The 11,960-nt window shown below is 65.1% G+C and carries 9 protein-coding genes; 6 read left to right on the forward strand and 3 right to left on the reverse strand.

Features of this window, described 5'->3' with window-relative positions; genetic code table 11:
- Positions 1-124 precede the first annotated feature (124 nt).
- Entirely contained in the window at positions 125-1,714 is a 1,590-nt protein-coding gene (locus tag AB7008_RS22050) for an ATP-binding protein (RefSeq protein WP_441259532.1), read from the reverse strand.
- Between AB7008_RS22050 and AB7008_RS22055 the strand changes: the two genes are divergently transcribed.
- Together AB7008_RS22055 and AB7008_RS22060 are read left to right on the forward strand one after the other, a co-directional pair.
- Positions 1,713-1,931, forward strand: coding sequence for a hypothetical protein (locus tag AB7008_RS22055; RefSeq protein ID WP_244464117.1), 219 nt, complete (start codon positions 1,713-1,715; stop codon positions 1,929-1,931). The genes AB7008_RS22050 and AB7008_RS22055 overlap by 2 nt on opposite strands.
- Before the next feature lie 364 nt (positions 1,932-2,295).
- Positions 2,296-3,264, forward strand: a complete 969-nt coding sequence (locus AB7008_RS22060; RefSeq protein WP_028159322.1) for a catechol 2,3-dioxygenase — start codon at positions 2,296-2,298, stop codon at positions 3,262-3,264.
- 54 nt (positions 3,265-3,318) lie between these two features.
- On the opposite strand, the gene AB7008_RS22065 is transcribed toward AB7008_RS22060, so the two are convergent.
- Both AB7008_RS22065 and AB7008_RS22070 read right to left on the reverse strand, forming a co-directional pair.
- Complete coding sequence (locus AB7008_RS22065) at positions 3,319-6,846, reverse strand: molybdopterin cofactor-binding domain-containing protein (RefSeq protein WP_441259533.1); 3,528 nt, start codon at positions 6,844-6,846, stop codon at positions 3,319-3,321.
- Positions 6,846-7,328 (reverse strand): (2Fe-2S)-binding protein, encoded by a 483-nt coding sequence (locus AB7008_RS22070; RefSeq protein WP_304493840.1) that lies wholly within the window; start codon positions 7,326-7,328, stop codon positions 6,846-6,848. The genes AB7008_RS22065 and AB7008_RS22070 overlap by 1 nt, the downstream gene beginning before the upstream one ends.
- A gap of 249 nt (positions 7,329-7,577) precedes the next feature.
- Here AB7008_RS22070 and AB7008_RS22075 point away from each other — a divergent pair, with 249 nt between their 5' ends.
- The 4 genes from AB7008_RS22075 to AB7008_RS22090 all read left to right on the forward strand — a co-directional run bounded on the left by AB7008_RS22075 (position 7,578) and on the right by AB7008_RS22090 (position 11,811).
- Complete coding sequence (locus tag AB7008_RS22075; RefSeq protein ID WP_304493842.1) at positions 7,578-9,035, forward strand: 6-hydroxynicotinate reductase; 1,458 nt, start codon at positions 7,578-7,580, stop codon at positions 9,033-9,035.
- On the forward strand, positions 9,032-9,928 hold the full coding sequence (locus AB7008_RS22080) for a UPF0280 family protein (protein ID WP_304493843.1): 897 nt from the start codon (positions 9,032-9,034) through the stop codon (positions 9,926-9,928). The genes AB7008_RS22075 and AB7008_RS22080 overlap by 4 nt, the downstream gene beginning before the upstream one ends.
- Before the next feature lie 15 nt (positions 9,929-9,943).
- Positions 9,944-10,528, forward strand: a complete 585-nt coding sequence (locus tag AB7008_RS22085; protein ID WP_304493844.1) for an amino acid synthesis family protein — start codon at positions 9,944-9,946, stop codon at positions 10,526-10,528.
- An 80-nt stretch (positions 10,529-10,608) separates the two neighbouring features.
- Positions 10,609-11,811: an ABC transporter substrate-binding protein gene (locus AB7008_RS22090; RefSeq protein ID WP_304493845.1), complete on the forward strand. Its 1,203-nt coding sequence runs from the start codon at positions 10,609-10,611 to the stop codon at positions 11,809-11,811.
- The last annotated feature ends 149 nt before the right edge of the window (positions 11,812-11,960 follow it).

An 11,960-nucleotide genomic window follows, 5' to 3' on the forward strand; every position in this document is an offset into this window, starting at 1 on the left:
ACGACTGTCCGCTGTGCGGGAAATTCCAGAGGCGATCGTGATTGAATCGAGGGGCCGCGGCGTACTGGATGCCCCGGTCAAGCCGGGGCACGACAGCGGAATTTGCCGAAGCGGTGTCCGTTCCTTACCGCAGTGGCTTCTTCAGCAGCGAGAAGCGATCCGGATCGAGCCCCATCGAGGGCTGCAGCATCGGCGCTTCGGCGGTCGCGAGCGTCTTTGCGGGCGGCTGCGAAAACACCGGGTCGTTCGGCACGTCACGTTGCGAGGTGGCGCCGCGCCAGCGCTCGAGCACGGCGCCGACGAAATGCATGTCGTGACCGGAGGTGACCGACGGCACGCTTGAGATGGTGGCTTCGCCGCGCGGCAATTGGTGCGGCGGCACCTCCTTGAAGCGCAGGCGGGTCGGCAGCGCGACGCCTTCGCCGAACGCCAGCACCTCGCGGGTGCCGAGCGATGGCACGAAGGACAGCAGGTTCGCGGCCGCGTCCGACACCGCGGCGCGCAACAGCGCCTGGTCGCGCTCGTTGGCCAGACGCATCGTGAACAGCGTGTTGCACTGGGAGATGATGGTGGCGTCGAGCTCGGCCGGACGCTGGGTGATGAGGCCGAGATAGACGCCGTATTTGCGGCCTTCCTTGGCGATGCGCGACACCGCCTTGCGGGTCGGCCCGAAGCCGACATTGCGGTCGGCCGAGGCGTAGCGGTGCGCTTCCTCGCAGACGAATAGCATTGGCGACACGCCGTCGCTCCACAGGCCGAAGTCGAAGGCCATGCGGCACAGCACCGAGACGACGGAGTCGATGACCTCGGCCGGGAAGCCGGCGAGCTGCATCACCGTCATCGGCTTGCCGTTGGCGGGCAGGCGGAACAGATGGCTGATCACCTCGGCCATGGTGTCGCCGCCGACATTGGCGTTGTCGAACATGAAGGCGTAGCGCGGGTCGTTGCGGACGGCCTCGATGCGCGAGATGAGCTTGTGATAGATGATGCGCGAGGAGCGGTTTTCCAGCTTGCCCATGCGCTCGTCGATCAGCGAGATCAGATCGACCAGGCGGTATGGCACCGGCGTGTCGACGGTGAAGCCGACCTGCTTGGGATCGATGCGCTTCAAGCCGAGCCGATCGGTGTTCTGATACTGGGTGTAGATGCCCTTGGCCATCGGGATCACCTCGGCAAGGACGTCGAGCTCCTCGGGTACGCCGGCGCGGCCGCCGAACAGCACGTCGACGATCTCCTCGAAGTTGAACAGCCAGAACGGCAGCTTCAGATTCCGCGGGTTGAGCACCAGCGCGCGGTCGCCGAAGCAGCGGCCATATTCGTTGTGCACGTCGAGCAGGAAGATGCGCAGGTTCGGGCGTGATTTCAGGATCTCGTTGAGCAGCAGCGACACGCCGGTGGATTTGCCGACGCCGGTCGATCCCAGCACCGCGAAATGCTTGGAGAGCATTTCCTCGACGTCGACATAGGCGACGACGGAGCGGTCCTGCTGGAGGAAGCCGACATTGATCTGGTCCGATCCGGTCGGCGCGTAGATCGTGCGCAGCTCCTGGCTCGTGATCAGGTCGACGGAATCGCCGATGGTCGGATAGTTGGTGACGCCGCGCTGAAACTTGGCCTTGTCGGCGGCATTGTGGATTTCGCCGAGCAGGTCGACCGACGCGATGGCGATGTAGTCGGGGCTCGAGAGGTTCTCGCAGGACACCTCGGTGATCATGGCGACGATCACCGAGCTGGCGCAGCGGATGCTGACGAAACGGCCGACGGTGGCCCGAATTTCCGAGACCGGCATCTGGCTTGCCGCCAGTAGCCCGACCCGGGCGAGCGACCCGCGTACCGAAATCACGCGTCCAAAGGATGTCACGATGGATGAACCTGGCAAGAACAAGGGGTTTAACCCTGACTATGCGTGCCGCGGCTGGACAAACGGTTAAACGGCAGGCGCGGGGGCTTTGTTAAATCTGCGACAATTCGGTTGAGAGATTTGCTCCTAATGCATGGTTGCGGGCGGAATCGGTACGGGAATGCTGCATTTCTGGGCCGATAGGCCCGAAATCGTTTAAGGAAGATTTTACCATTCGGGCATTCGGCCGATGAGCCCACGTCGCATGGCGGCGGTGCTGGTGGCGTCGAGATAGGTTCGGGGTTTGATTTGTTGACGGGACCTAATCATTTGTACATTAGTACAAATGAACCTGCGGCCTGAATGCCGCCCCCCGGACACTTGAGCGCGTTTGCAGCCTTGCGTCCGATTGCGCGATTCGGTCCGGCGGATCGCAGCCACGTCTGGAGGAAACCATGCAGCCCGAACCGATCCTCGATCTTGCTCATCTCGGCCACATGGAACTGCTGACGCCGAAGCCCGACGAGAGCCTGAAATTCTTCGTCGACGTCATGGGCATGACCGTCAGCGGGCAGAAGGGCGAGTCGGTTTACCTGCGCGGCTGGGACGATTACGAGCGCTATTCGCTCAAGCTCACGGCGTCGAAGACATCAGGCATGGAGCATATGGCGCTGCGCGCGCGCAGCCAGCAGGCGCTTGAGCGCCGCGTCGCCGCGCTCAAAGGCTCCGGCTTCGACATCGGCTGGATCGACGGCGACATGGGGCAGGGGCCGACCTTCCGCTGCCGCGACCCCGACGGCCATATCGTCGAGCTCTATTACGAGACCGAATGGTACCAGGCGCCGCCGGAGCTTAGACCTGCGCTGAAGAACCAGGCGCAACGCTTTCCCGCGCGCGGCGTCAACGTTCGCCGCCTCGACCATCTCAACTGCCTCGCCGTCGACATCAAGGCCAACCGCGAGTTCTTCGAAAACTATCTCGGCTGCCGTCTCACCGAGCAGATCGTGCTCAACGACGGGCGGGAAGCGGCAATGTGGCTGACGATGTCGAACAAGAGCTACGATTTTGCCTATTCGCTCGACCATTCCGGCACGCCCGGCCGCTTCCACCACGTCACCTATGCCCTCGACAGCCGCGAGGAGATTTTGCGCGCGGCCGATATCTTCCTGGAGAACGGCGTGCACATCGAGACCGGCCCGCACAAGCACGCGATCCAGCAGACCTTTTTCCTCTATGTCTACGAGCCCGGCGGCAACCGCGTCGAGGTCGCCAACGCCGGTGCGCGCCTCATCCTCGCCCCCGACTGGAAGCCGATCGTGTGGACCGAGGAGGAGCGCAAGAAGGGCCAGGCGTGGGGATTGAAGACCATCGAGTCGTTCCACACCCACGGCACCCCGCCGGTGGAGACGAAGAAGCACGGCTAGAGCATGATCCGGAAAAGCGCGAAGCGGTTTTCCGATGAGGTCATGCTCCAAAAATCAATGCGTTGAGGTGCGCACCCGCGCGATCGTCTCGCGGACGCCGGTCCAGGCCGGCTTGTCCGGCGCGAACTGCTTGCGCAGGAAGCTGACGAGCTCTTCGACCTGCGCGTCGCTCATGCTGTTCTTGAAGGCCGGCATGTAGCCGAGGTCGCTGGAGACGGGCTCATTGATGCCGTGAAGGACGACCTGCACGAGATTGTCCGATGTCGCGCTGTGCAGATTGCTGTTGAGTGCGAGCGAGGGCCGAGTTCCGAACAGCGGCAGGCCGCCGACCTCGTGGCAGACGGCGCAGGCGCCCTGATAGAGCCGCGCGCCGGTGGAGGGCGCCACCGTGACTTGCGTTGCGTTCTCAAGCTTTGCGGCAAGTGCATCCTGGCCCCGCGGATCGATCGCGGTGTCATTGAACGAGTTGAGATAGACCGCCATCGCGCGGATGTCGGGGTCGGGCAGGGCTTTGAGGTCCCTGACGATCGGCGCCATCGGGCCAGCCGCGACGCCGTGATAGCGCGAATGGCCGGTGCGCAAATAGGCGAACAGCTCGTCCTCGCTCCATGGGATCGGCGCGCGTGAGAGCGAGGTCAGCGACGGCGCCTCCCAACCTTCCGCAAAGCCGCCGGCGAGATAGGCATTGCGCCGCTCGGCGCCGAGCGCGTTGCGCGGCGAATGGCAGCCGCTGCAATGGCCGAGGCTCTCGACGAGATAGGCGCCGCGATTCCACTGCTCGGATTTGGCGGGATCGGGCTTGAATTCTTGCGTGTGGTGAAACAGCGCATTCCAGCCCGCAAGCAGAGGACGGAGGTTGAACGGGAAGGCGAGCGCGTTCGCCGGCGCCGTGGCGCGAACCGAAGGCTGAGTCATCAGGTAGGCGTAGAGCGCCTGCATGTCGGCGTCGCTGGTCTTGGCGAAATGAGTGTAGGGGAAAGCGGGGTAGAGCTGCCGTCCGTCGCGGTGCAGCCCGTCGCGCATCGCGCGCTCGAAGGCGGGATAGGACCAGGCGCCGGTGCCGGTCTCGACGTCGGGCGTGATGTTGGTTGAATAGATCGTGCCGAACGGCGTCTGAAGTGCGCGGCCGCCGGCGTTGAGCACGCCATTGAGGCTGGTGTGGCACTCCGCGCAATTGCCGAGTGCTGCGAGCTGCTCTCCACGGGCGATCGTCGCCGCGGAATAGACCGATGGATCGGGACGTGCGATCGGCGCGATCGCGCGCCCGGGCAGGAGAGCTGCGCCGACGCCGATCGCGGCAGTGCAGACGGCCGCGATCGTCGCGAAGGTGCCGGCGCGCTTGGCGAACGGATTTTCCCAGATGCGGGACGGTTTCGGCGCTGCGGGCGCCGGCAGAGCTTGCGGCACGGGCGATGCCTCGCCGTGCAATCCCTTCAGGATGCGATCCGGCGTAAACGGCGGCTCGCGAAAGCGCACGCCGGTGGCATCGAAGATGGCGTTGGCAATCGCGGCTGCGCTCGGTACCGAGGCGGACTCGCCGACGCCGAGCGGCGGCTGGTCCTGACGCGGCAGCATCAGCACGTCGATCTTGGGCACGTCGGGGAAGGGGATGATCGGATAGGCGCCCCATTCGCGCGCCGTCACCGCGCCACGCTCGAATGAAACCTCTTCCATCAGCGCGCGGCTGGTGGACTGGATGACGTTGCCGTGGATCTGGTGGCGCACGCCGTCCGGATTGATCATCAGGCCGGAATCCTGCCCGGCTACGACGCGCGTGACGCTAACATCGCCCGTCGCTTTGTTCACGGCAACGTCGGCAACCCAGGCCGACCACGCAGCGCCATAGCCCGGAAACTTGCTGTGGACATAGAGCGCATAGGCAAAGCCGCGCCCGTGCACGACCTCGCCGTCTTTCTCTTCGCGGACCGGTCGGGGCGTCCAGCCGGCGCGCTCGGCCACCGCATTGACGAGATCGACGGCGCGCTGGTCCTTCAGGTAGCGCAGGCGGTATTCGATCGGATCGACACCGGCCTCGGTCGCGGCCTCGTCGATATAGGATTCATGTGCGAAGGTGTTCGGCAGGGCCGAGACACCGCGAAACCAGGACGCGCGCACGATCGGCGCCATGTCGTGGGCGACGACGCGCATGTGGTCGTAGTCATAGGGCGGGATTGCCGTGCGGTCGCCCATCTGGAGTACCGCGGGCTCCGGCGAAATCCGACCCGTCAGCAGCAGTGCCAGCGTCGGCGCCGCGTTTGAGGGATAGCGTGTGGCGAGATCGTATCCGGCGATGCCGCCGTCGGCGTCGAGCCCGCCATTGACGTCGATGAGCTGCGCGGTGCCCTTGGGCTCCCAGGCATGCTCCTGCTCGCGCGTCAGCTGCACGCGCACGGGCCGGCCGACGGCGCGCGACAGCAGCAGCGCGTCCGCGGTGACGTCATCGGCGCAGTTGCGACCGTAGCAGCCGGCGGCCTCCAGGCGGATCACCTCGATCTCGCTTTCGGGGCGTTCGATCAGGAGCGCCAGATCGCTGCGCAGGACATGCGGGTTCTGCGTGCCCGACCAGACGCGGATGTTGCCGTCCTGGACATCGGCGACCGCGCAGGACGGCCCGATCGAGGCGTGCATCTGGTACGGCCACACATAAGTGCGCTGCATCGGCTTGGCCGCGCCTGATATCGCCGCATCGACATCGCCCTTGTCGATCAGCGTGCGCGGCGTCGACGGATTGGCGCGCAGCGCGGTCTCGACATCGGCGAGATCGGTCAGATGAGGCGTCGGCTTCCAGCTCACCGCGAGCTGCTCCGCCGCGCGGATCGCGTTCTCCTCGCGCTCGGCGACCACGCCGACGAAATCGCCGATGCGCACGACGGCAATGATGCCGGGAATGTCGCGTACCGAGGCCTCATCCACCGCGATCAGGCTGGTGCCGACGAAGGGGCCGGCGTCGACGCCGGCGTAGGGCGGGCGCACCACCCGGCCGTGCAGCATGCCGGGCAGGCGGATGTCGTGCACGAAGGTCAGCTCGCCCGTCGCCTTGGCGGGCAGGTCGACGCGCGGCGTCGACTGGCCGACGATGGCGTAGTCGCCAACGGGCTTGAGCGCGACGTCATCGGCAAGTTCGAGGCGAATGGTCTCGCCGCCGATCAGTTCGCCATAGCTGACGCTGCGATTGTGCCCGCGCACGAGGCCGTCTTCGATCTTGAGGTCGCTGGCCGGCAGCTCCAGCCGCTCGGCTGCGCGCGCGATCAGGAAGTGCCGCGCCTGGGCTGCGGCCTTGCGCAGGGGAACGGCGGTGATTTGGATGGTCTCGCTGGCGATCGTCGCGCCCTGGTTCGGCACCACGGCCGTGTCGCCGAGCACCACGACGACGCGCGCAAAGGACACATCCAGCTCCTCGGCGACGATCTGGCCGAGTGCGGTGCGGATCCCGGTGCCGAGATCGACGTGGCCGTTATAGGCCGTGACCGATCCATCCGCGGCGATGCGGACGAAGGTCTCGGACGTGATCTCGTCCACGGTGCGGACGACGACGAGCGAGCCGGATTGCCGCTCAGCTCCGTTCGAAAGAGGGGAGGCCATCAATCAACGGCCTCAGTGATCTGGCCGGATGCGCGCATCACCGCGCGCAGGATCTCGACATGCGTGCCGCAGCGGCAGAGATTGTAGCGCAGCGCCGCCAGCGCCTCCTGCTCGGTCGGCTGCGGGTTGATCGCGAGCAGCGCCTTGGTGGTCATGATCATGCCGTTGAGGCAGTAGCCGCACTGCGCGGCCTGCTCGTCGATGAAGGCCTGCTGCACCACATCTGGCTTGTCGCGCGTGCCGAGCCCTTCGAGCGTCAGGATGTCGCGGCCCGCACAGCCGCTGACGGGAATCACGCAGGAGCGCGCGGCCTGCCCATCGATCAGGACAGTGCAGGTGCCGCATTCGCCCAAGCCGCAGCCATATTTCGGACCGTTGAGCGCGAGATCGTTGCGCAGCACATAGAGGAGCGGCGTCTGCGGCCCTGCCGTGATCTCGTGGATCCTGCCGTTCACGGTGAGCCGGATCGGTGTCTGCGTCATCCTCGTTCCCAAGCCCGTGGCCAAGTGCTCGTCAAAACCTACGTCGCGACGATACCGTTTGTACACAAACGTGCAAGCCGCGCATGCCGCACTGCAGCGCGACTGCCTTCTTTGTGGACAGAGCGGATAGGCAAATGGGGTTTTATGCGGCAGCCGCACCTTTTGCGCCGCACCGCCGCTTGACAGCCTTCGGGAGGGCGCGCAACATCGTTCGTATACGAATGATAACCACAGTCGACTGGCTTTGACATGGTGACTGAAACGACGAGCGCCGCCATCGACAAGATCCGTTGCGATGCCTGTCCGGTGATGTGCTACATCAAGCCGGGCGCGGCAGGCGCCTGCGACCGCTATGCCAATCACGACGGCAAGCTGGTCCGCGTCGACCCGCATGTGATCCTGGAACGCACCGTCTCGCATGGCGGCAAGCTCGTTCCGTTCAGCCGCACCGAAGACTGGGACGGCAAGATCGTCCACGAGCCCTCAACCTTTGTTACCGCGATCGGCGCGGGCACGACCTATCCCGACTACAAGCCGGCGCCGTTCATCGTCTCCTCCGAGATCGATGGCGTCGACATGGTGACCGTGGTCACCGAGGGCATCTTCTCCTATTGCGGCATCAAGGTGAAGATCGATACCGACCGCTATCTCGGCCCGGAAACCGCGACCGTCCGCGCGCAAGGCGAGGCGGTCGGCCACGTCACCACCAGCGAATATGGCTCGCAGATGCTGTCGCTCGGCGGCGTGCATCATCTTACCGGCGGCTCCAAGAAAGAGGGCCGCGTCACCTGTGACACCCTGATGGATCTCGCCAATTGCAAGGCGGTCGAGCTGACCATCGACGGCGGCGCCAGCGTGGTGGTGCAGGCCGGCCAGCCGCCGATCGTCAACGGCATGAAAGAAGAGCGCATGCGCGTCGGCTGCGGCTCGGCGACGATCGGCATGTTCGCCAAGCAATGGCACGGCAAGGTCGACGAGGTTGTCGTCGTCGACGACCACATCACCGGCGTGCTCTCGGAGCACCAGGCCGGCAAGCTGCTCGACATCGCCGACACCGGCATCAAGATGAAGGGCCGTCGTTCGACGCCAGGCCGCTATTTTCAGGTCGCCGATCCCGGCACGGGCTGGGGCGGCACCAACATCTCCGATCCGCTGGCGATTCTCGGCCCGTTCGATGCCAAGGAAGCCAAGCCTGGTCTTTCCATGCTGATGGTCTCCACGACCGGCGAGCACTCGTCTTACTATCTGCTCGACGAAGCCCTGAAGCCGGTCGAGACCGAGATGCCTGATGACCTGAAGTTCTCGGTCGAGCGCATCCAGGAGAATTGCGAGCCGGCGCTGTGCACGGTGTTGTTCATGGCGGGGGCCGGCGGCTCCTTGCGCGCGGGCGTCACCGACAATCCGGTCCGGCTGACGCGTTCGGTGAAGGATGCGCTGACGCGCGTCACCAGCGGCGGCGCGCCTGTTTATGTCTGGCCGGGCGGCGGCATCACCTACATGGTCGATGTGACGCAGATGCCTTCGGGCGCGTTCGGTTATGTTCCGACGCCGGCGCTGGTCGCGCCGATCGAGTTCACGATGAAACTGTCCGACTACGCTGCGCTCGGCGGGCACATGGATTACGTCAAACCGCTCTCCGAAGTGCAGAGCGGCGAAGATGTCCGCCAATTGCCCTGGCAGAACCCGATTCCGGGACGCCGGGCATGACCAGGCTCCCGCAAATCGCATTGCTGTCTGGTGGCCGGCGGCTGCATTTGCAGGATGGACCGATTGATTTGATCGTGGAGGCGAGGGGGCGCGCGGACGCAGTGCGTGCGGCCTATGAGGCGGCGGCGCGGCGTTTCACCGGACTGCTCGACGAACTCTGCGCGGAATTGCCGGAACTGCGGACGGTTGCTGAGAAGCAGACTTCGCTAAAGGGCGTGGTAGCGCGTCGGATGCACGCTGCTGTCGCACCCTATGCCGCCGATTGCTTCATTACGCCGATGGCCGCGGTTGCCGGTAGCGTTGCAGAGGAGATTCTTGGCGCCATGCTGGGCGCTGCAGCGCTCGATCAGGCCTATGTCAACAATGGCGGCGATATCGCGCTGCATCTCGGCGAGGGCGAGCATTTCTCGGTCGGCCTGATGGATCGGCCTGATCGTGCCGGCGTGCTGCGCAAGATGAGGGTCTCCTCAGGTGATCCCGCGCGCGGCATCGCGACCAGCGGGCGTCACGGTCGCAGCTTTTCGCTCGGCATTGCCGACGCGGTCACGGTGCTGGCTGCCACCGCATCGCAGGCCGATGCGGCCGCGACGGTCATCGCCAATGCCGTCGATCTGCCCGGGCATCCCGCCATCATCAGAAAGCCCGCGAACGAGCTTCAGCCCGACAGCGATCTCGGCGCGCGTCTCGTTACCCGCGATGTCGGTGAATTGTCGCAGAACGAGGTCGCGGCCGCGCTGGAATCTGGCGCGGAATGTGCACGGCAATTGTTCGATCGCGGATTGATCGAGGGTGCCGTGTTGCAGCTTTGTGGTGATATGCTTGTCATCGGAACCAAGGATATAGAAGAGCAACGAACGCGCCCGCTCATGCTGGAGAACGCGGTCTATGCCTGAACAGGGAAGCGAAACATGAGCGCGATCATCCGCAAGATCGTCACCGTCGTCGAAGAGACGCAGATGGAAATGGGCCGCCAGGTCTCGCCGCCGACGCGGCGTGCCGCGGCGATCGCCGTGATCGAGAATCCCTTTGCCGGCAAATATGTCGAGGATCTCTCGCCCCTGATCGCCATCGGCGAGGAGCTCGGCGAGCTTCTGTCAAAGCGCGCGGTGGCGGCGCTGGGCATCGAGGGCGCGAAGGCGCAGAGCTACGGCAAGGCCGCGGCGGTCGGCGAGAACGGCGAGCTGGAGCATGCGGCGGCTATCCTGCATCCGAAGATGGGCGCTCCGGTGCGCAAGGTTCTGAGCAAGGGCGCGGCGCTGATCCCGTCGTCGAAGAAGCGCAGCGGTCCGGGCACGACGCTGGACATTCCGCTCGGCCACAAGGACGCCGCCTTCGTGCGCAGCCATTTCGACGGCATGGAGGTGCAGATCAACGACGCGCCGCGCGCCAACGAGATCATGGTCGCGGTCGCCGTCACCGACAGCGGTCGCCCCTTGCCGCGCGTCGGCGGCCTGACGGTTGCGGAAGTGAAGGGCGAAGACGGTTTGAGATAGAGTTTGAACCGGGGAGGCGGGCACAGCTTCCCCGACAAGATCACGCTGAAGACGTAGAGAGTTCAAAACTGGAGGTTGGGATGCGAGCGAGAAACACTTTTGTGGGCGCGGCCTTCGCGCTGCTGGCCGGCGGCATGGCTCATTCGGCTGTGGCGCAGGAGATCAAGATCGGCGAGATCAACAGCTACTCGCTGTTGCCGGCGTTCACCGAGCCCTATCGCAAGGGCTGGCAGCTCGCAGTCGAACAGGTCAACGCGGCCGGCGGCATCAACGGCAAGAAGCTCGTCGTCGTCTCCAAGGACGACGGCGGCAAGCCGGCGGATGCGCAGACCGCGGCCAACGAGCTGGTGTCGAGCGAGGGCGTTGTGATGCTGACGGGGACGTTCCTGTCGAACATCGGCCTTGCCGTCAGCGACTTCGCCAACCAGAAGAAGGTGTTCTTCCTCGCGGCCGAGCCGCTGACGGATGCCATCACCTGGTCCAAGGGCAACAAGTACACCTTCCGTCTGCGTCCCTCCAACTACATGCAGGCCGCGATGCTGGTGGAAGCAGCAAGCAAGCTGCCGGCCAAGCGCTGGGCGACCATCGCGCCGAATTATGAATACGGCCAGTCCGCGGTCGCGGTGTTCAAGAAGCTGATGTCGGAGAAGCGCCCTGACATCCAATGGGTCGACGAGCAGTGGCCGCCGCAGGGCAAGATCGACGCGGGTCCGGTGGTGCAGGCGGTTGCCGCAGCCAATCCCGAAGCGATCCTCAACGTCACCTTCGGCGCCGACCTCGTGAAGCTCGTGCGTGAAGGCAACACCCGCGGCCTGTTCAAGGGGCGCGAGGTCGTCTCGTTCCTGACCGGCGAGCCCGAATATCTCGATCCGCTCAAGGACGAGACGCCAGAGGGTTGGATCGTCACCGGCTATCCCTGGTACTCGATCAAGACGCCCGAGCATGACGCGTTCCTGAAGGCCTACCAGGCCAAGTACAACGACTATCCGCGCCTGGGCTCGATCGTCGGTTACCAGACCATCAAGGCGGCCGCCGCGATCCTTGCGAAGGCCGGCTCGACCGATCCGGAGAAACTGATCGCCGCGGCGGAGGGGCTGTCGATGCCGTCGCCGTTCGGCGAGATCACCTTCCGCAAGATCGACCACCAGTCGACACTCGGTGCCTATGTCGGCAAGACCGCGCTGAAGGACGGCAAGGGCGTGATGGTGGACTCCGTCTACAAGAAGGGCTCGGACTATCTGCCCAGCGATGCCGAAGTCGACAAGCTGCGTCCGAAGGATTGATCTCTTCCTTCTCCCTCGCCCCGCTTGCGGGGAGAGGGCCGGGTGAGGGGGAGCCTCCCCGAGGGAGGTGACAGACGACTCGCGGAGACTCCGCCTCACCCGAATTGCTTCGCAATTCGACCTCTCCCCGCAAGCGGGGCGAGGTGACC

Origin of the sequence: Bradyrhizobium sp. 521_C7_N1_3 (assembly GCF_052075975.1) — a bacterium.
Taxonomy (GTDB): Bacteria; Pseudomonadota; Alphaproteobacteria; order Rhizobiales; family Xanthobacteraceae; genus Bradyrhizobium; species Bradyrhizobium japonicum.

Excerpts from the sequence above, each read along its gene's own strand:
- AB7008_RS22085 (WP_304493844.1), top strand. The coding sequence starts at position 9,944 with ATGAGCGCGATCATCCGCAAGATCGTCACCGTCGTCGAAGAGACGCAG.
- AB7008_RS22090 (WP_304493845.1), top strand. The coding sequence starts at position 10,609 with ATGCGAGCGAGAAACACTTTTGTGGGCGCGGCCTTCGCGCTGCTGGCC.
- AB7008_RS22075 (WP_304493842.1), top strand. The coding sequence starts at position 7,578 with ATGGTGACTGAAACGACGAGCGCCGCCATCGACAAGATCCGTTGCGAT.
- AB7008_RS22070 (WP_304493840.1), bottom strand. The coding sequence starts at position 7,328 with ATGACGCAGACACCGATCCGGCTCACCGTGAACGGCAGGATCCACGAG.
- AB7008_RS22080 (WP_304493843.1), top strand. The coding sequence starts at position 9,032 with ATGACCAGGCTCCCGCAAATCGCATTGCTGTCTGGTGGCCGGCGGCTG.
- AB7008_RS22050 (WP_441259532.1), bottom strand. The coding sequence starts at position 1,714 with ATGATCACCGAGGTGTCCTGCGAGAACCTCTCGAGCCCCGACTACATC.
- AB7008_RS22055 (WP_244464117.1), top strand. The coding sequence starts at position 1,713 with ATGGCGACGATCACCGAGCTGGCGCAGCGGATGCTGACGAAACGGCCG.
- AB7008_RS22060 (WP_028159322.1), top strand. The coding sequence starts at position 2,296 with ATGCAGCCCGAACCGATCCTCGATCTTGCTCATCTCGGCCACATGGAA.
- AB7008_RS22065 (WP_441259533.1), bottom strand. The coding sequence starts at position 6,846 with ATGGCCTCCCCTCTTTCGAACGGAGCTGAGCGGCAATCCGGCTCGCTC.